19 protein-coding genes and 1 pseudogene are annotated in these 18625 nt (G+C 36.4%); 12 read left to right on the top strand and 8 right to left on the bottom strand.

Annotated features, from left to right (window positions below):
• Positions 1-39 precede the first annotated feature (39 nt).
• Positions 40-855: a hypothetical protein gene (locus Q5760_RS15055; RefSeq protein ID WP_428908452.1), complete on the top strand. Its 816-nt coding sequence runs from the start codon at positions 40-42 to the stop codon at positions 853-855.
• Positions 856-955: 100 nt separating this feature from the next.
• On the opposite strand, the gene Q5760_RS15050 is transcribed toward Q5760_RS15055, so the two are convergent.
• Positions 956-1141: a hypothetical protein gene (locus tag Q5760_RS15050; RefSeq protein WP_428908451.1), complete on the bottom strand. Its 186-nt coding sequence runs from the start codon at positions 1139-1141 to the stop codon at positions 956-958.
• Between the two features lie 248 nt (positions 1142-1389).
• On the opposite strand from Q5760_RS15050, the gene Q5760_RS15045 reads away from it, so the two are divergent.
• Together Q5760_RS15045 and Q5760_RS15040 are read left to right on the top strand one after the other, a co-directional pair.
• On the top strand, positions 1390-2709 hold the full coding sequence (locus tag Q5760_RS15045) for a D-serine ammonia-lyase (RefSeq protein ID WP_428908450.1): 1320 nt from the start codon (positions 1390-1392) through the stop codon (positions 2707-2709).
• Between the two features lie 155 nt (positions 2710-2864).
• Entirely contained in the window at positions 2865-3191 is a 327-nt protein-coding gene (locus Q5760_RS15040) for a hypothetical protein (RefSeq protein ID WP_428908449.1), read from the top strand.
• Between the two features lie 42 nt (positions 3192-3233).
• Here Q5760_RS15040 and Q5760_RS15035 read toward each other — a convergent pair whose 3' ends face one another.
• Positions 3234-3497 (bottom strand): small, acid-soluble spore protein, alpha/beta type, encoded by a 264-nt coding sequence (locus Q5760_RS15035; protein ID WP_428908448.1) that lies wholly within the window; start codon positions 3495-3497, stop codon positions 3234-3236.
• A 246-nt stretch (positions 3498-3743) separates the two neighbouring features.
• Here Q5760_RS15035 and Q5760_RS15030 point away from each other — a divergent pair, with 246 nt between their 5' ends.
• The 3 genes and pseudogenes from Q5760_RS15030 (at position 3744) to Q5760_RS15020 (ending at position 7120) form a co-directional block, all read left to right on the top strand.
• Positions 3744-4088 (top strand): hypothetical protein, encoded by a 345-nt coding sequence (locus Q5760_RS15030; protein WP_428908447.1) that lies wholly within the window; start codon positions 3744-3746, stop codon positions 4086-4088.
• Positions 4089-4298: 210 nt separating this feature from the next.
• Positions 4299-5842, top strand: a pseudogene (gene pruA / locus Q5760_RS15025) (L-glutamate gamma-semialdehyde dehydrogenase).
• A 69-nt stretch (positions 5843-5911) separates the two neighbouring features.
• On the top strand, positions 5912-7120 hold the full coding sequence (locus Q5760_RS15020; RefSeq protein WP_428908446.1) for an ornithine--oxo-acid transaminase: 1209 nt from the start codon (positions 5912-5914) through the stop codon (positions 7118-7120).
• Between the two features lie 64 nt (positions 7121-7184).
• Here the strand turns inward: Q5760_RS15020 and putP are convergent, their stop codons facing one another.
• From putP to proC, 4 genes are read right to left on the bottom strand one after another with little or no spacing between them, the layout of a single operon-like run.
• Positions 7185-8681 (bottom strand): sodium/proline symporter PutP, encoded by a 1497-nt coding sequence (gene putP, locus Q5760_RS15015; protein ID WP_428908445.1) that lies wholly within the window; start codon positions 8679-8681, stop codon positions 7185-7187.
• Entirely contained in the window at positions 8671-8820 is a 150-nt protein-coding gene (locus Q5760_RS15010) for a hypothetical protein (RefSeq protein WP_428908444.1), read from the bottom strand. The genes putP and Q5760_RS15010 overlap by 11 nt, the downstream gene beginning before the upstream one ends.
• A gap of 42 nt (positions 8821-8862) precedes the next feature.
• Positions 8863-9984: a glutamate 5-kinase gene (proB, locus tag Q5760_RS15005; protein ID WP_428908443.1), complete on the bottom strand. Its 1122-nt coding sequence runs from the start codon at positions 9982-9984 to the stop codon at positions 8863-8865.
• Positions 9985-10017: 33 nt separating this feature from the next.
• Positions 10018-10854, bottom strand: coding sequence for a pyrroline-5-carboxylate reductase (gene proC, locus Q5760_RS15000; RefSeq protein WP_428908442.1), 837 nt, complete (start codon positions 10852-10854; stop codon positions 10018-10020).
• A gap of 426 nt (positions 10855-11280) precedes the next feature.
• Between proC and Q5760_RS14995 the strand changes: the two genes are divergently transcribed.
• The 5 genes from Q5760_RS14995 to Q5760_RS14975 all read left to right on the top strand — a co-directional run bounded on the left by Q5760_RS14995 (position 11281) and on the right by Q5760_RS14975 (position 16783).
• A complete protein-coding gene (locus Q5760_RS14995) occupies positions 11281-12441 on the top strand; it encodes a TIGR04053 family radical SAM/SPASM domain-containing protein (RefSeq protein WP_428908441.1) in 1161 nt (386 codons plus the stop codon).
• Positions 12442-12650: 209 nt separating this feature from the next.
• Positions 12651-13085: a BrxA/BrxB family bacilliredoxin gene (locus Q5760_RS14990; RefSeq protein ID WP_428908440.1), complete on the top strand. Its 435-nt coding sequence runs from the start codon at positions 12651-12653 to the stop codon at positions 13083-13085.
• A 578-nt stretch (positions 13086-13663) separates the two neighbouring features.
• Positions 13664-14884 (top strand): group II intron reverse transcriptase/maturase, encoded by a 1221-nt coding sequence (ltrA, locus tag Q5760_RS14985; protein ID WP_428908439.1) that lies wholly within the window; start codon positions 13664-13666, stop codon positions 14882-14884.
• Positions 14885-15339: 455 nt separating this feature from the next.
• Positions 15340-15930, top strand: coding sequence for a YpjP family protein (locus tag Q5760_RS14980; protein ID WP_428908438.1), 591 nt, complete (start codon positions 15340-15342; stop codon positions 15928-15930).
• A 94-nt stretch (positions 15931-16024) separates the two neighbouring features.
• Positions 16025-16783 (top strand): TerC family protein, encoded by a 759-nt coding sequence (locus tag Q5760_RS14975; protein ID WP_428908437.1) that lies wholly within the window; start codon positions 16025-16027, stop codon positions 16781-16783.
• Positions 16784-16904: 121 nt separating this feature from the next.
• Here the strand turns inward: Q5760_RS14975 and Q5760_RS14970 are convergent, their stop codons facing one another.
• Both Q5760_RS14970 and Q5760_RS14965 read right to left on the bottom strand, forming a co-directional pair.
• Positions 16905-17186, bottom strand: a complete 282-nt coding sequence (locus Q5760_RS14970) for a hypothetical protein (protein WP_428908436.1) — start codon at positions 17184-17186, stop codon at positions 16905-16907.
• Between the two features lie 117 nt (positions 17187-17303).
• Positions 17304-17696 (bottom strand): GIY-YIG nuclease family protein, encoded by a 393-nt coding sequence (locus Q5760_RS14965; protein ID WP_428908435.1) that lies wholly within the window; start codon positions 17694-17696, stop codon positions 17304-17306.
• Between the two features lie 75 nt (positions 17697-17771).
• On the opposite strand from Q5760_RS14965, the gene Q5760_RS14960 reads away from it, so the two are divergent.
• Entirely contained in the window at positions 17772-18434 is a 663-nt protein-coding gene (locus tag Q5760_RS14960) for an anthrax toxin lethal factor-related metalloendopeptidase (RefSeq protein ID WP_428908434.1), read from the top strand.
• The last annotated feature ends 191 nt before the right edge of the window (positions 18435-18625 follow it).

Below are 18625 nucleotides of genomic sequence, written 5' to 3'. Positions count from 1 at the left end.
AATAGTGAGTAAGGTTCAAGAAGGAGGACATTGGATCAAATGAGAAAGGAATTTGGTTTAATTTTATTAGCGTTATTTTTCTTGTCACTGAATGCTATTACAGGCGCATATGCGGTTGAAAAAAAGGATCATGAAAATAAAAAACAAATGCAAAACCATTTCGAACAGATGATAAACGAAAAAGCTGATATTTCTGGAGATGGGAAAGTCGATGAAATTACCATCATTGGAATTCCATATGAAGATGGAAGCTCGTATTTAAAAGAGCTCTATTTAGAAATTAAAGGATCTAATGGACAGAAGTATAAGATAGAATTAGATGGTGGATATGATCCAATATTAAAGCTAGTAGATTTAAATCAAGATGGTCTTGATGATCTGTTGATAAGCGTCCCCACAGGTGGGAGTGGGGGAATATCAAACTATTTCTTATTTACGTTTAAAGACTTTCAATTAACTGAAATAGCTGTTCCAGAGCCATTGATGATTACAAGTCAGTTCTTAAATGACTATAAAGCAACGATGACGATAGATAATACAGGAGAGACTTATACGTTTGATTTAAATAATCGAAAAAAAGATTATAATCGTTTAGGTTTATATACGAATGGAATATTAAATGAGCCAAGGGAACTTATGGTTGATCCCTATAGTACATTAAAATCGATATCAGTTAAAGAAAAGGGGAATCGTTTCGGATTAAAAGGGATCCAACAGGTAAGTGGGGCCTATCATGCAGACGGTATCGCTTTTGTTGAGTCAACATGGTTTTATGAAAATGGAAAGTGGAATCTGGTTAAAACAAAAGTAATGGATAGAGAAAAAATAAAAGATGAGAAGAAAAAGAAAAAATAATGAGACAAATTGATACACCATTAGGTGTATCAATTTGGTGCGATGAGCAATCACATAGAGTCTTTGTATAGACAAGACTCTTCTTTTTCTTTATTAAGAATTAAGAACGTTGAATTGTGGACCCACTATAACTTTTTACTAATCTTTGTAAATTTTTATGGCTTTCTCTAACTTTAATAGATTCCTCAATGATTTTCTGAAAGCCTTCTAAATCCCGATCAGACGCATTTAAAACTGATTTTGTCACACTCTCGGCCATTTGTTGTAATGTAATATCATTGCTCATTTTATTACCACCTTTCTACAGAAAAAACTAAGTTCTTTCTTCTCTACTATAAATTATCGAAAAGCTTAATTTTTCCTGCAACAAACGTCCAAGAAATTTCAACAAGAACCTACAACAACATAGAGAATTAGAAAAATTTCTACAAATATCTAATATAAGGAAGGTGCCAGGTACCTTCCTTATTCTGGATGGTGCGAGACACCTTTATTGGTTTATAATAAAGGTAAGATATGGAAGGGGGTAATTGGATGAAAGTAGAGATCAATGAGTTAGTTGAACGCTATCCCATTTTACAACAAGTTATGTTGAAGAAGCCGGTATTATGGGAAAACCCTGACTGTAAACGAGAGCAACTTACATTTCCGGTTAAAGGGGTTGATCAAGACATCATCGAGGATGCTACAGAAAGATTGAGGCGGTTTAAGCCCTTATTACAGGAACTTTTCCCTGAACTAAATGAAACCAATGGTGAGATTATTTCACCGCTTACAACCATTCCAAACATGAAAGAAGTTTTGCAAAACTTTTATAATACCAAAATAAATGGGAGCATATTATTAAAAAGGGATGATCTTCTCCCGATTGCAGGTTCAATAAAAGCCCGTGGTGGTTTTCATGAAGTCCTTGCGTTTGCGGAAACATTAGCGCTAGATCATCAACTATTGCAGAGTAAGACAGATGACTACCGACAACTATCCTCGGAAAAATCAAAGGCATTATTTAAGCAGTATCATATTTGTGTTGGGTCTACGGGTAATTTGGGTCTTAGTATCGGAATGATAAGTTCTTCATTAGGATTTAATGTAACCGTTCACATGTCACAAGATGCAAAGAAATGGAAAAAAGAACTGTTACGTCATCATGGAGTGAAAGTTGTTGAATATCAGTCGGATTACAGCGTTGCGGTTGAGAAAGCAAGAAATGAAAGTGAAGGTGATCCGAAAACCTATTTTGTCGATGATGAGAATTCTATTAAATTATTTGCTGGCTACTCAGTAGCAGCACGTGAATTGAAAAATCAACTTGATGAACTAGGGATAAAGGTGGATGATCAACACCATTTATATGTATACTTACCGTGTGGTGTTGGTGGTGGACCTGGCGGAATTACATATGGCTTAAAAAGCATTTTTGGTAAAAATGTTTCCTGTTATTTTGCAGAACCAATTCATTCGCCCTGTATGCTGCTAGGTTTGCTTACAAAATTGCATCATCAAATCTCTGTACAGGATTTCCAGTTAGATAATCTAACAGAGGCAGATGGATTGGCTGTCGGTAAACCATCTAAATTTGTCGGAGAACTAATGGAGGATCTGTTAAATGGAATTTATACGATATCCGATGAGGAACTATTATCTTTAGAATATGCACTTTATGATAATGAAAAAATATTTCTTGAGCCATCTGCACTTGCAGGCATGAAAGGTCCCGTTCATGTAAGTGCTACAAAAGAAAATAGCGGTTCTGCCACCCATATTGTTTGGGCAACAGGTGGAAGTCTTGTTCCAGATTCAATGAAACAAAGCCTTTTAACGAAAGGAAAACTTTGTATAAAAGAAGAAAAGTAGAAATGTAGCACGTACTTTTCAAATATTCCCAACCTTTAGAGCAAATGAATTGACGAAAATTCTCACTTCACCTAGTATAATGAATAAGAAAATACTATTTTGATATTGTTTATTTTTTGGAACGGCATTTCAATAAATATTAAAGGGGATTAATTATGAATACTCAATTAAGTTGTCGGAATGCTAATGACTATTTAGATTTATATCTTCTTGCGGGATCACTAGGGGACAAAGAATGGCAAAATGAAATTATGAATAAATTGCACCAATGTTACGGAGAGATGGTTAAACAAGATATAAAAATGGAAATGGAGAATCTTTGGTCAGAATACCGAAGACTTAATACTATGATTATTGATTACTATCGTATTTTAAAAACGAATCCTAGTAATGAAAAAATTAAAAATCATATCAAAGTATTAAAGCATAAACGTGCTACCATTTACCGTCGTATTTATGTAGAAGAAAAACGGTTAGATTAATCACTTATAACATTTAATAAAACAGTAGTGACCACTTTGTGATCACTGCTGTTTTTTGTTTAAATCTTCTTTTGCCATTTGAATCAGTTCTTTAACCATACTACCACCTAGTCTTCCACCAATTTTACCCGCCTGCTCAGATGTTAGTTTACCATTATAACCTTTATTAAGCTGTACACCTACTTCATTTGCTGCTTCAAATTTGGCATCTTCAGGATTGCTTGAACCCATTATTTTAGATTTTAACTCATCTAAACCTTGTCTAGCTTGAGGAACTAATAGTTTGTTTCGATTTCTACGAGCCAAAAAAATCCCTCCTTAGTAGTAGCATTCTCGATTAACGAAGAAATTAGTCGAGAAATGTCATAAAACGAAAAAAATTAATTACCTAAAATGAATTGAATATTTTCGTGATAGCGTTATAATAATGTTAACTAAATTTTTAGATAGTTTAATTATTTCAGTAAATTACATAATACAATTGTCAAGACAGATCATTCTAGACGATTTGAACGGAATAGTTTGCTATGAATTAAGAAAGGAGAAGTTTTTGTGAAAAAAAAACAATTAAATTTAGAAGTAGATCAACTATTAGACTTATATTTACTAGCGGGTAAATTGAATGATCAGGATTGGCAACAAGAAATTATTGAAAAACTGAAAAATCAGGGAAAAACAAATCATGAAACAGAGGGGGATCATTCTATGAAAATCCATAATTTATGGCTTGAATATAAAAACTTAAATGCTCAAATTCTCGATCTTTATAATCGATTAAAGGATAATACTACAGATGAGGATATATTCGGTAAAATTAATGCTTTAAAAGAAAAGCGTTTATCCCTTACTCATAAAATCCATAAAGAAGAAAGAAAGATGAAACACTCTTATCAATAGTCAATATAGGACAACCTTTTAAATGGGTTGTCCTTTTTCATTTTATCAAAATTTTTCTTAGATAATCTTCAATTTAACACAATCCTCCATTTCTCAAGTATACGTTCCTACATACCACTCATATATTATAAAAACTGAATATTTTTTATATTTTTTCGTTTTCGTTCGGTGGTTATGAGCGCTATAACAATCATGGGGAGGAAGATTAAAATGAAGCCTTATGTAACGGAACCCCTAACAGACTTTTCCGATGAAAGAAATAAAAAGGATTTTGAGAAAGCGTTAACTCATGTTCAATCGCAATTAGGAAAGGATTATCCGTTAATCATCGGTAAGGAAGAACTGGTAACGGATAAAAAATAACAGTTGTGAATCCAGCTAATAAAATGGAGGTCATTGGCAAAGTTTCAACCGCTAACATCGAATTAGCAGAAAAAGCTATGCAAACGGCCCTAACTACATTTGAAACGTGGAAGAAGTGGAAACCGGAACAGCGTATTCATATAGTCTTACGTGCTGCTGCCATGTTACGTCGACGCAAGCATGAGTTTTCGGCATATTTAGTAAAAGAAGCAGGAAAGCCCTGGGCAGAGGCAGATGCGGATACGGCAGAAGCAATTGATTTCCTAGAATACTATGCTCGGCAAATGCATTCTCTAAAAAATGGTTTTCCAATGGAGCAACGTGATGGTGAATATAACCAATTTCATTATATTCCACTTGGTGTCGGAATTATTATTTCACCATTTAACTTCCCATTGGCCATAATGGCAGGAACAACAATTGCAGCCGTAGTGACTGGGAATACCGTTTTACTAAAACCGGCAAATTCAACGCCAGTAGTGGCTGCCAAATTTGTACAGTTGATGAAAGAAGCAGGTCTCCCATATGGAGTCATTAATTATATCCCTGGTAGCGGTGCAGAAATTGGTGATTATTTAGTCGATCACCCACAAACACGCTTTGTGTCCTTTACTGGTTCTCGTGAGGTTGGATGCCGAATATACGAACGTGCTGCAAAAGTTCACAATGGGCAAAAGTGGTTAAAACGTGTAATCGCGGAAATGGGCGGTAAAGATACAGTTGTTGTTGACCGCTTTGCTGATATTGAAACAGCTGTAAACTCCATTGTATATTCGGCGTTTGGCTTTTCAGGTCAAAAATGTTCAGCAGGGTCCCGTGCCGTCATCCATCAAGATCTTTATGATGAAGTATTAGAAAAAGTAGTCGCAAAAACGAAAACATTAACTGTTGGAGATCCAACGGATTCAGAAACTTATATGGGACCTGTGATTGATGAGAAATCCTACATTAAAATTATGGAGTATATCGAGATAGGTAAAAAGGAAGGTAGTTTAATGACTGGAGGAACAGGGGATAACACGAGGGGGTATTTTATAGAACCTACGATTTTCGCTGATGTAGATGAAAATGCTCGTATTATGCAAGAAGAAATTTTCGGACCGATATTAGCGATATGTAAGGCAAGTGATCTTGACCATATGTTAGAAATTGCAAACAATACTGATTATGGATTAACAGGTGCTTTTATTTCTAATAACCGTGAAAATATTGAAAGAGCCCGAGCTGAATTCCATGTTGGAAACCTCTATTTTAATCGTACTTGTACAGGTGCAGTAGTTGGATATCAGCCATTTGGAGGATTCAATATGTCGGGAACAGACTCAAAAGCCGGAGGTCCAGATTATTTAATTCTTCACATGCAAGCAAAGACCACATCTGAAAAACTATAGTTTAAATAGGAAGAAGGAGCCGTAAAAGTTACGGCTCCTTCTTATATAGAACCAACAAGGAGGAAAAAAATGAGTAAAAATAAATATTCCAAATCACAAGAATTAATAGAAAAGACAGAAAGATTTGGCGCAAAAAACTATAACCCATTACCTGTTGTTATAGAGAAAGCGGAAGGAGTTTGGGTAGAAGATTCTGAAGGTAATCGCTACTTGGACATGCTTAGTGCTTATTCGGCACTCAATCAAGGACATCGCCATCCAAGGATTATGGAAGCGTTATTAAATCAAGCAAATAGAGTAACGTTAACCTCGAGAGCTTTCCATCATGACCTATTAGGAACGTGGTATGAAAAGGTTTGTCAACTAACAAAGAAAAACATGGTGCTTCCAATGAACACGGGTGCTGAAGCGGTCGAAACAGCACTCAAAGCGGCTCGACGATGGGGGTATGAGGTAAAGGGGATACAAGAGGGGAAAGTAGAAATTATCGCATGTAGGGGGAACTTTCATGGGCGAACATTAGGGGCTATATCCATGTCTTCTGAAGAAGAGTATAAACGAGGTTTTGGTCCACTTCTTCCTGGAATAAAGTTAGTTCCTTATGGAGATTTAACAGCGGTACAATCTGCGATCACTCCAAATACAGCTGCCTTCATTTTGGAGCCAATCCAAGGTGAAGCGGGGATCATCATACCACCTAAAGGATTCTTAAAATCTGTTTTAAAGGTATGTAAAGAGAACCATGTATTATTGATTGCAGACGAAATTCAAGTAGGACTCGGACGGACAGGGAAAATGTTTGCTTGCGATTGGGAAAAGGTTGAACCAGATTTATATATTTTAGGAAAAGCACTTGGTGGTGGAGTGTTTCCAATCTCATGTGTGGCTGCTAATTCAGATGTTCTTGGTGTTATTAATCCAGGTTCGCATGGATCTACTTTTGGTGGAAATCCACTAGCTTGTGCTGTGTCGATTGCCGCTATAGAGGTGTTGGAAAATGAGAACTTAGTAAAAAGGTCTCTGGAACTAGGAACCTATTTTATAGAGCAATTAAGAACAATTAAGAGTCCAGTTATAAAACAGGTGAGAGGTAGAGGGGTATTTATTGGTGTTGAATTAACAGAGTCTGCAAGATCCTATTGTGAAGCTTTAAAAGAAGAAGGGGTATTATGTATAGAAACTCACGACAACGTGATTCGGTTGGCACCGCCATTGATTATTACGAAAGAAGAATTGGATATGGCACTTGAAAAGATGGATAAAGTATTAGCTTCATAGAACTCTAAATCAAGTAAAAACGGATTTAATCCTATAATAGGAATTAAATCCGTTTTTATTTGATTTAGAAATGAATCGTTTGATCGTTTTGGTCTTCTTTCATTTTTAATTTATAATGATCGAATTCTTCTTGAATTTTAGCAGATGGGGCTTTGTCAATAAGACTTACAACAACAATTGCAATAACGGCGAACAAGAAGCCTGGTGCTAGTTCATAAAGATCAAAAATACCTCCAGATAGGTTAGACCAAACGATAACAGTTAAGGCACCTACAATAATTCCTGTGAGCGCTCCATTTCGAGTCATACGCTTCCAGAATAAACTTAAAATAATCACTGGACCAAAAGCTGCTCCAAATCCAGCCCAAGCATAACTAACAAGCTCTAATACTTTACTTTCTGGGTTATAGCCTAATAGGATTGCAATAATTGCAATTCCAAAAACAGCTATTCTGCCAACAATCATTTCTTCCTTTTGGGAAGCATTTTTTCTGAAAATCGCTTTGTAGAAATCATTTGCTAATGCACTTGAAGAAACGAGTAATTGTGAATCAACCGTACTCATGATTGCTGAAAGAATAGCTGCGAGCAGAAAGCCTGCTATCCAAGGATTAAAGAGAACTTGCGAAAACATAATAAAAACGGTTTCTGAGTTTTCAAGCGGTGAATCAGCAAAATAGGAAATTCCAGCAAATCCTACAAATACTGCACCAAATAGGGATAGAATCATCCAAACCATCCCAATTAAACGAGCTTTAGGAACTTCCCTTGTCGATTTTATTCCCATAAATCGAACAAGAATATGAGGCTGACCGAAGTACCCAAGTCCCCAAGCTAATAGAGAAATGATTCCGATAGCCGTAGCGCCTGAATAAACATCTAAATGGGAAACATCAATACTTCCGACCATCTGAACAGTTTTATTCCAACCACCGAGTTCATAAACGGCGACAATAGGGACAATAATTAATGCGAGAAACATAAGAATCCCTTGAATAAAGTCGGTCCAGCTTGCTGCGAGAAAACCACCAAAAAGGGTGTAAGATAATATGACGGCTGCGCCAACCCACAGAGCTAATTGATAATCTAGTCCAAATGAATTCTCGAGAAGAATGGCACCACCGACAAGACTTGACGAAGTATAGAATGTAAAGAATACTAGGATAACAATCGCTGAAACAACTCTTAAAATTTTAGTACGATCATCAAATCGGTTTTCAAAAAAGTCGGGTACTGTAATGGAGTCATTGGCAACTTCTGTATAGACTCTCAGTGGTTTTGCGACAAATTGCCAATTTAGATAGGCGCCAATTGCCAATCCGATTGGAAGCCAAATTTCACTCATACCACTGACATACATAGCGCCAGGTAGACCAAGTAATAACCAACTACTCATATCCGAAGCGCCAGCACTTAACGCTGCGACACCACCACCAAGGTTTCTACCACCAAGTACATAATCTGTTAAATCCTTTGTTTTTCTTGCTGCATAAATCCCGATAATTAACATTCCAATTAAATAAATAATAATTGAAATTAACGTAGGGATATTAATATCCATTTTGATTCATCCTCTCCTTTTCAACGGTTATTTTTGAGCTTTGACGCTCTGAAAAATAGGTAATAACTGACAACAATATCAATAGTGGCATTGGAATTAATAACCACGCCCAAGTTGCAGTTGTTAATGCAAACTCCATGTTTTCACCTCCCTTCAAGAAGATTTACGATGGTAACCGTATTTAAACAGTAATAAGCACTTCCTGGTTACAGACAAAATCTTTACATTCCATAATGGTCAAATCAAAAGAAGGGTGTGTTACTTTTTTTGTTAATGTTTGTAGCTCCTTAGAAGAGATATTGACTACCCCGCAGCCAATTTCCCTGCCTGAATGATCACGGATTCGAATGACTGAACCTTTTTTAAAAGGACCTTTCACATCATAAACTCCAGACAAGGTTAAATGAGCATTTTCCTCAATCAAACGGTTTTTCGCTTTTTGATGAATGACTATTTCTCCTTCAGGATGGGAATGAAAGGCAATCCATTTTTTCTTTTGATTTAAATAGGTCTGTGATTTTTCAGGATTAAAGTATGTGCCTTTTGCTTTTCCAGTTAAGGCATTGACAACAATTTGGTCTTTACTAGCGTTTCCCAAGAAGGTAGGAATGCCTGAGGCTAAAGCAATTTTAACAGCCTCAATTTTTGATCTCATCCCGCCAGTACCAACAGTACTTTCTGAATCTCCTGCAACTGCTTCAATCTCAGGTGTAATTTGATTCACCTGTTGAATAAGTTTTGCATCTTTGTATTGCCCGGGATGACGATCATATAAACCGTCAATATCTGAAAGTATCATTAATTGATCTGCTTCGACAATGCTGGCTACTTTAGCAGACAGCGTATCGTTATCTCCAAATTTAAGACGATCTACAGTTACCGTGTCATTTTCATTGACAATTGGAATAATGCCTCTTTCTAATAACACATTTAATGTATTACGGACATTTTTATAGCGGTTTTCATCTAAGAAGTCACTTCTGGTAATTAAGATTTGGGATGCCACATAACCATTTGACATGAACAGCTTTGAATAAGTTTCCATTAATAATCCTTGACCAATGGAGGCAGCGGCTTGTTTTTCCGGTAATAATGTTGGTCTATCAAGACATCCGAGCTTCCGATATCCTGCAGCAACCGCTCCAGAAGAAACAAGAACGACTTCGTGACCCGCATCTTTCAAAGAAACAATTTCATCGGATAATTTCTCAAGTTTTCTTTGACTTATTTCGCCGTGTCGGCTCGTTAATGAACTGCTTCCAATTTTAATAACTATTCTTTTTTGCTCAATACCTGAGCTCATGCAATCACTCCTGTTTTATAATATTCCATCAAATTAGACGATTGATTTTTGCCATTGTTCGCTCATACTTTTAGACTTTTCGGCAGCCTGTTGAACAGCTTTTGAAATGGCGATTCCACCGCCATTCGAATCGAGTGCCTCTAAACCAGCTGCGGTGGTGCCGTTTGGAGATGTAACCTTTTTTCTGAGGATAGAGGGGTTTTCACCTTCTTTTTGGACCATTTTGGCAGCTCCCAATATGGTCTGAGCAATAATTTCTCGGATTAATGGTTGTGGTAAACCTGTTTCCGTTGCGGTATTCTCCATATGCTCCATTAAATAATAAAAATAAGCAGGTCCACTTCCGGCAATACCTGTAAAGATATCCATATGAGATTCCTCAATCATGTAGACCTCTCCAATGCATTCTAATAAATTCTTTGCTACGATCATATTTTGCTCCGACGTAAATTTTCCTGAAGAAATGGCGGTGGCTGACTCTCCTATGGCACTTGATGTGTTTGGCATTACCCGAATGACCTGTTGATTATTTTGTAAGTGCTGCTCAATAAATGAGGTGGTGATCCCTGCAATGACTGAGAGTATTAATTGATGTGGTTGTAGGATAGGGTAAATTAGGTTTAAAGCTTCTTCAACATCTTTAGGTTTCATAGCGAGGACAATGATATCAGCATGTTCAATTTTTAATTGAGCTCTTGATACGGTGTGGATTCCATAATTTTCCTTTAATTGTTGTAATCGTTCTTTATTGCTATAATTCGATACGGTTATATGAGTAACTGGTATTTTATCAGCTTTAACGATTCCAGCTATCATTGCTTCCGCCATCGATCCAGCGCCTAAAAATAAAACTTTTTTATTGGTTAACATGCAACCTCTCCTTCTGTTCGTATCATGTTCTATTTTTCATAGTCCCTATACTAACAATGAAAAAAAATTTATTCAAGGAAAATTATGAAATTTATGTGTAATTCGCTCAATTAGTGAGGATAGAGGAAGAGTCTTACGTTTTAATGGGAAATATTAACGTTTAAGCCGAAAAATGCGGTCTAAGCCGGAAATATGGGAAAAAACAAACGTGAAATTTTAAAATAATCTGAACGACCAAAATGTAAGAACGTAGATTCTTAGTTTCCTAGGAATGCACAATTCAATTTATTAATTGTTTGATTTATTTGTTAAAAAAATACACATTATGAGCTTCTAGTGTGATAATTCTCATATTAAAGGTGTTGGCAGTATTTTATACTTTTAAGACATCAAGACTAGAAGAATCTTCTATGTTAGATAGATAATATGAAAAAGTTAGGTGATAAAATGGAACATGGTCTATATCCTCATTCAACAAATATCGATTATAATAAAAATCCGTTTATTGTCATTTGGGAAGTTACAAGGGCCTGCGAATTGAAATGTGTCCATTGCCGAGCGGATGCACAGTTTTTACCAGACCCGAGAGAATTAAGTCATGAAGAAGGAATGAAACTGATTGATGAAATTCATGAAATGAACAATCCAATGCTTGTTTTCACTGGCGGGGATTGTATGTTAAGAAAAGATTTATTCGAGTTAGCGGAATATGCGGTTTCTAAAGGAATGCGAGTATCGATGACGCCAAGCGCTACTCCTCATGTAACAAAAGATAAAATGATAAAGGCTAAAGAGGTAGGTCTATCACGCTGGGCCTTTAGTTTGGATGCACCAAGGGCAGAGATTCATGATGCCTTCCGTGGTACACCAGGGTCTTTTGATTTAACGATTGAAAAAATTAAGGATTTAGTTGAACTTGAAATGCCGTTGCAAATAAATACGGTCATTTCGCGATATAATTATGAATATCTTGATGAAATGGCCCAGCTAGTTGCTGACTTGAAGGTGAAAATGTGGTACATCTTTTTACTCGTACCTACAGGTAGAGGTCAATTAGATGCATGTATTACACCCGCGGAACATGAAAAAGTGTTTAGATGGTTGTACCAATTAAGTAAAACCGCTCCTTTTGATATTAAAACAACAGCAGCACAACATTATCGGCGTGTCGTATTACAAGAAAAAATGCGTGAACATGTAATCGAAAGAGGCGAAATCCATTATCAAGACAGTATAACGTCTGATAATGCCTCGAAAAGAGACGGGATTAAAAGAGCGCCAAAAGGGGTTAATGATGGAAATGGGTTTTGTTTTATCTCGCATACAGGTGATGTCATGCCAAGTGGAATGTTGCCTATTGTTGCAGGAAATGTACGAGAAACTCCACTAGCCGAAATCTACCGTGATTCAGAAGTGTTTAGAAACTTAAGACAGCCACATCTTTATAAAGGGAAATGTGGTGTTTGTGAATTTAATGGTATTTGTGGCGGTTCTAGATCTAGAGCCTATGCCGTAACAGGTGATTACATGGAAAGTGAACCATTCTGTGTATATATCCCAGAAGTGTTGAGAAAGCAAACTGTATAATAGAAAAAAGCGGTTGTCCAAAACGTAAATGTTCAAAATACTGATGGTGGTTATGAACGGTGAATCGGTAAAGATTTTTAGACGCTTTTGGACAACCTTTTACATAAAAATATTAGAAAAATACTATAAAAAATGCGTTACCATTGATATTTTATCATACTTTATAGTATGCTAACGTTACAAAAGAAACCTTAGGAGGTCCTATTATTATGTCAATGGCATATGAAGAATATATGAGACAAATGGTAAAACCGATGCGCGAGGAGCTTGTGCAAACAGGATTTAAAGAACTGCTTTCATCTGATGAGGTAGAGCAATTTATGGAAAATGCAGAAGGTACGACTTTAGTTGTAATTAATTCGGTTTGTGGGTGTGCGGCTGGCTTGGCACGACCTGCTGCAAACCATGCTATTGCAACTGGCGAGAAAAAACCAGACTATCTAGTGACTGTTTTTGCAGGTCAAGATAAAGAAGCTACAGCAAAAATGCGTGAATATTTCGGTGAAATTCCTCCATCATCTCCTTCCATGGCATTATTAAAAGGAAAAGAAGTGGTTCATTTTATCCATCGTCATGACATTGAAGGTCAACCGATGGAGGTCATTGTTGATAATTTACAAAACGCGATTGCAGAAAATTGTTAAAGAAGAAAGTCAAAAGAGTGCACAAAGTGCACTCTTTTGTTATTTCGCGTGCCCAGCAAGCCGTTAATTGCTAGTTGGTGAAAGTCCAACCTGAGTAAGTACCAAGACGCTCAGTAGCTGACAGGCAACTGGTGAAGAAATTCTAAGGTTGAAGCCCTGTGACAAAGTAACTCCCTAGCGGAGTGCGAGCAAACTAACAGGTTGTAACATAAAGTGAATCCTGCCGTCTCGTCAAAAGAACCTACCTACGGTAGCCAAAGAGAAGTCGAGCCTTGGGATAATGGGCGAAGACCATGGAAGGTGTGAAGATCTTGGAATAGCAGCACCGATGAATCTCTCGGGGTATGGGGAGCGACATGTTAGTAAAGTAGTTAGCGGAACTGGGGATACCCTCCTTGTCACTTTCTAACGAAAGTAAAGCAGAAACCTATAAGTGCAAACGAAGTGGTGGATGGATGAGAGGGAGTCGGAGGGGGTCATAGTACCATTAATGACAATGACAACACAACATTGTCTAGGGAAGGACGGCGCAAGCCATTACCCTACTTCGTTCATATGTCAGAAGGAGGTAAGAGTCAGTGAATGTCAGGAAAATGACTAACTACACCAATAAAGTAAAAGCTCAAGAACTCTGGAAGACGTTATATCTTTGTGCCAAGGAATGTCCAACTCGAAGATTTCACGCTTTATATGACAAAATCTATCGTCCTGATATTCTATGGGAGGCATGGCAACGTGTGAAGCGAAAGAAAGGAAGTGGAGGTGTCGATGGACAGACGATTGAACAAATCGTCTTGGAGTACGGGGAAAAGAAATTTATGAACGAGCTCTATTTGGAACTAAAGGAGAAGCGTTATCACCCTAGTCCAGTCCTAAGAACCTATATTCCAAAGGATGATGGAAAGAAACGTCCATTAGGAATTCCAACTATTAAAGATCGGGTCGTACAGATGGCAACGAAAATGGTTATTGAACCAATATTCGAGGCTGACTTTCATGACTGTTCGTTTGGTTTTCGTCCAAAGCGAAATGCCCATCAAGCGATGGCGAAGATAAGAAAAGCCAGTAAGAAATGTTTTTGGGTAGTAGACGTCGATATCCAAGGATATTTCGATAATATTAATCAATACAAGTTGATGAAAATATTAGAACAAAGGATTAGTGATCGACGGGTTTTAAAGCTTGTTCGAAAATGGCTAGAGTCAGGCATAATGGAGGAAGGCAAAATAAGAAATCCAATTACTGGTACACCGCAAGGTGGTGTAATTTCACCTCTTTTAGCTAATATCTACCTAAATACAATGGATATGCTTTGGGAGAAGAAGTTCAAAGACTTGGGTGAACTCATAAGGTATGCGGATGACTTCGTCTTTATGTGTAAAACCAAACAACAAGCACTTGAAAGTATAAAGGTCATCCAATCAATAATGAGGAAACTTGACCTTACTATTAATAGAAATAAATCGAGACTAGTTAATCTGTGGAATGACATAGATGGTTTCGATTTTCTAGGATTTCATAATCGGAAGTTTCCAATCAGACGAAAAGGTGGAAACACGTTATATGTCATGTCACATATACCTAAGAGGAATGCGATGAAGAAAATGCGTTCTAAGATTAAAGCCTATACAGAACCAAGGAATAAATTATACTTGGATATCAGAGAGTTAGTAAAAGGGCTAAATAGGAAACTGCAAGGTTTCAAGAATTACTATCTTATCTCGGCTCACGCAAAGAAATGGCTAAATAGAATCGACTGGTATGTATTAGAACGACTTACCTTATTTCATATTTCATAACAAAAAGAGAAATAATCGTAAGAAACATGGAAATTTAAAGGATGTAAGAAAAGAAGTGAAACATATATTAGTGAAATTAGCTAGTTAGACGCTGTAAAGCCAAGGAAAGAAGAACGTCGGAAAGCCGTATGAAGGAAAACTTCACGTACGGTTTGATGAGGAGGAGCTGAAAGTAAAAGAGATAGCAAAAGCTATCCCTTTGAAATCAGTTTCTTACTCTACAATATAATTAATCTGTTGCAGCCAGCCAAATAAAATATCCAAGCATTAATAATCCTAATAACATGATCAAAAAATCCATCCTCATCCTCCTCGTTATAGAGAAATAAATGATATCTCAGTAAAAAAATATGAAACCATGTCAACTTTTTATTCGTAGAATATTAGTATTCTATAGTACAATAGAGATATACATTATAGTGAATAGGCTTAATTGCAGAAAGAGATGATGAATAATGCCGAAATGGCTCCGTAAGTCATTACTTGTACTCGTATCGGTTGCCACATTTGGTTTAGTAACGCCCCAAGCGTTATTAGCTGAGAATCCTAATGATGATAAACAGCCGAAACGAGACCTCTATCAATCAAACTCGCCGCCTATAGAAGAACCAACCATCTTGGATAATGAACAGATATCTGAACACGATCGATTTATCCAAGAAATGATCAAACAAGCAGAAGAAAATTCTTACATGAAATTTGGCACTAGAATTAGGCCAGTAATCGAAGATGAATTTAAAGAAGTCATTTTACCTAACATCGAAAAAGTGATTGCTGAAGTAGCTCAAAGCTTTCCTGAAGATGATTTGAGTCAGTTAGTTATAAGTGAAATGCCAAGTGGCGGAATATCAGAAAAAATCTTTCATATTCAGAATAGAATAACGAAACAAGATGTGATTCGATTCCATGTGAGGAGAGATCATCCACCACAGGATGCTTATGTTTTTAATTTTCATTATCATTTAGCGAACGACCATTTTCAAAATCACCATGATTTAGGTGTCATTTACTGGGATAAAAACACACCCCCTAAATGGATGACTTAATCGAATTTATTTATGAACGTGAGAAAATCGACTGCTAAGTCGGTTTTTTCTTGTTATTCAAGAAACGATCGAAATGTAAATGGGGGGCTATAGAATGATACAAGGATTTATTGATACATATGCTCAGTTTTTTAACTGGGGTATGTGGGTAGAAGTATTATCAGACCCAGTGAGTTGGGGGTTGATCGGTACATTAGTTATTTTAGAAGGATTGTTATCAGCTGACAATGCGCTTGTGCTCGCAGTGATGGTAAAACATTTACCAGAAAAGCAACGTAAAAAAGCTTTATTCTATGGATTAATCGGTGCATACACTTTCCGCTTTATTGCCATAGGTATCGGAGTTTACCTAATTAAGCTTTGGTGGGTAAAATTACTTGGGGCCGCATATTTAGCTTGGCTGTCAATTAAATTTTTCCATGACCGTCGAAAAGACCAATCAGAACAAGATACCGATGTAAAAGAAATGAACAAAAACAGTATCCTTATAAGGCTGTTTGGGCCTTTTTGGGGAACGGTTGTAGCTGTTGAATTAATGGATGTTGCATTTTCGGTAGACAGTATATTAGCAGCATTTGGTGTAAGTAATCAAGTTTGGGTTCTTCTTGTTGGTGGAATGATTGGAGTATTGATGATGAGGGGAGTTGCCGGTGTATTTTTAAAATTAATCGATCGGATTCCAGAATTAGAAACTTCCGCCTATGTGTTAATTCTCATTATTGCTGCTAAAATGCTATTGAGTGTTTTTGGCATTCATATCAGTCATGAATTATTCTTTGCTCTCATATTAGCTACGTTTGCCGGAACCATTTTAATCCACTATCGAAATAAACGGAAAAGGATTGAAATTTAATTATCTAAACCCAAGTAGAAAAAATTGTTTGTCCTGCTTGAACGAGCATTATATTTGCGAATAAAAAAGATGAGCGTCGGGTCATTTTTCAAAAGGAATGAAAAAGTAGAGAACAGGTTTTTTATTCCTGTTCTCTTTCGGTTGTTATCTTTTTAGTAGAAAAAGAAACCTTAAACAAGGCTCGTAATAATAAAAAAAGGCAAACTCCCATAATATAGTATCCAAAAAAAACGATAATGATCCATTGAATAGAATGATGGACGGGTTTCGTAAAGACGGTTAATAATAATGCCCAAAAAAACAAATCGATGAGCATGAAATAACCAGATTGCAATGTATCTTGAACCGTTTTTAAATCGGTTTGCAATTCTTCTTCCAATCCCCTTTTAAATCTAAATCGCATGTTGCTCACCCTTTACCCGAATACTGGGAAAACTAAACCTAATAGAAACTAAAAAAGTATAAAGGAATTAGCTTATTGTTACTATATGCACCAAAGGCCAGAGGGTGACCTAGAAAATCACTGTTTTTCATTAACATAGACGAGATGAGATGGACAACGGCAATCGGATGAGCCAAATCCTTTGATAGGGAACATTCCATCTTCTTTTTTCCTTATATTCTCAGCAAGAGCACACTCATCTAATCTATCATCATATGTTATAATTTTAGTAATCATTCCATAGGGTCTAAGATAATCAAAATGCCAATGAAGCTTTTTATGAATTTCTTTATGGCGGAGAATTCTTTTCATTATATATTTCTTGGCACTTCCTATATAAATATAAGTTCCTCTTTTAAAGAAACACTCACCGAGTTTTCCAACGGTAATGTTATAATCATGTTCTAACTGCAAATAAATGCTATAAAGTGTATGTTCATGATTCATAGACTCATAGATTGGCTCATTCATTTTATTTCCTCAATTCTCTTGTAAAGGATTAGTACCATGAAAAAATATAACTTTAATTTGCTGCTTCTTATCTTAATGTCGTTAGTACTATTGGGAAATTCTCAAGCGGAAAAAGACGGAATCAAGCTTGCTCATTTTCCAACACACTCCTCATTAAAACAACTACCATTACATTCAATAGAAGCCTTGAACCATATTATCGTGTTACCTAAATCAAACTTTAATGAAATAGAGGCAGGAAAAATTATCTTACGTATTGATCAACTTCCACAGTCATTGTTGGATAAAGTTCGTGAAAATGGAATTGTGATTAAATTATTTACAGGAAAACTTACCGAAAATTCAACGGCTAGGCATCTTGCAGGTACAGTTCCCCGTGGGTACGAACAGAATATTACATGGGATGATATTCCAGGCGTAGGTGGGGGGAAAACCGTACTTGTTAGGATAGGTGCGAGCATGAAAGGGAATGGGCATAGTTCAGTAAATTTAGAATTACACGAATTAGCCCATTCAATTGATCGGCATGTGTTTGGTGAAATCCGAAACCAAGAATCATTTTTAACCATTTGGGATTTAGAAAAGGAAAAGCTTTTTCCTTATCAAAAATATTTTTTGATGTATCCAGAAGAGTACTTTGCTGAAGCATTTGCTTATTTCTATTGTTCTGATTATTATCGTGATATATTAAAAAAATATGCTCCTTTAACATTTGACTATATTCAACACTTGAAGTAAAGACTGTGGTAAAGATTAATGTTGATTATAAACTACAGTTGAATTTAGGGAAAAGGTACGAAAACTTCTGTCGAGAAAGAGAGACAGGCAAGCCGTGTAGACACATAAGTGTCACGTGGGCTCACTGGAAATTGAGCAGAAAGGGTAGTACCTAAAATGGAATTTAAAAATAAGTTTAACAAAGCAAAGGA

It is taken from the genome of Niallia sp. Kr1 (genome assembly GCF_050389805.1).
In the GTDB taxonomy this organism is placed as follows: Bacteria; Bacillota; Bacilli; order Bacillales; family Cytobacillaceae; genus Bacillus_BD.
Note: the sequence above shows the minus strand (reverse complement) of the source record. Positions and strands in the feature narration are given on the sequence as shown.

Excerpts from the sequence above, each read along its gene's own strand:
- Q5760_RS15055 (WP_428908452.1), top strand. The coding sequence starts at position 40 with ATGAGAAAGGAATTTGGTTTAATTTTATTAGCGTTATTTTTCTTGTCA.
- putP (WP_428908445.1), bottom strand. The coding sequence starts at position 8,681 with ATGGATATTAATATCCCTACGTTAATTTCAATTATTATTTATTTAATT.
- Q5760_RS15010 (WP_428908444.1), bottom strand. The coding sequence starts at position 8,820 with ATGGAGTTTGCATTAACAACTGCAACTTGGGCGTGGTTATTAATTCCA.
- Q5760_RS14970 (WP_428908436.1), bottom strand. The coding sequence starts at position 17,186 with ATGCGATTTAGATTTAAAAGGGGATTGGAAGAAGAATTGCAAACCGAT.
- Q5760_RS15040 (WP_428908449.1), top strand. The coding sequence starts at position 2,865 with ATGAATACTCAATTAAGTTGTCGGAATGCTAATGACTATTTAGATTTA.
- Q5760_RS14975 (WP_428908437.1), top strand. The coding sequence starts at position 16,025 with ATGATACAAGGATTTATTGATACATATGCTCAGTTTTTTAACTGGGGT.
- proB (WP_428908443.1), bottom strand. The coding sequence starts at position 9,984 with ATGAGCTCAGGTATTGAGCAAAAAAGAATAGTTATTAAAATTGGAAGC.
- Q5760_RS14960 (WP_428908434.1), top strand. The coding sequence starts at position 17,772 with ATGTCGTTAGTACTATTGGGAAATTCTCAAGCGGAAAAAGACGGAATC.
- Q5760_RS14990 (WP_428908440.1), top strand. The coding sequence starts at position 12,651 with ATGTCAATGGCATATGAAGAATATATGAGACAAATGGTAAAACCGATG.
- Q5760_RS14980 (WP_428908438.1), top strand. The coding sequence starts at position 15,340 with ATGCCGAAATGGCTCCGTAAGTCATTACTTGTACTCGTATCGGTTGCC.
- proC (WP_428908442.1), bottom strand. The coding sequence starts at position 10,854 with ATGTTAACCAATAAAAAAGTTTTATTTTTAGGCGCTGGATCGATGGCG.
- Q5760_RS15050 (WP_428908451.1), bottom strand. The coding sequence starts at position 1,141 with ATGAGCAATGATATTACATTACAACAAATGGCCGAGAGTGTGACAAAA.
- Q5760_RS15045 (WP_428908450.1), top strand. The coding sequence starts at position 1,390 with ATGAAAGTAGAGATCAATGAGTTAGTTGAACGCTATCCCATTTTACAA.
- Q5760_RS14965 (WP_428908435.1), bottom strand. The coding sequence starts at position 17,696 with ATGAATGAGCCAATCTATGAGTCTATGAATCATGAACATACACTTTAT.
- Q5760_RS14995 (WP_428908441.1), top strand. The coding sequence starts at position 11,281 with ATGAAAAAGTTAGGTGATAAAATGGAACATGGTCTATATCCTCATTCA.
- Q5760_RS15020 (WP_428908446.1), top strand. The coding sequence starts at position 5,912 with ATGAGTAAAAATAAATATTCCAAATCACAAGAATTAATAGAAAAGACA.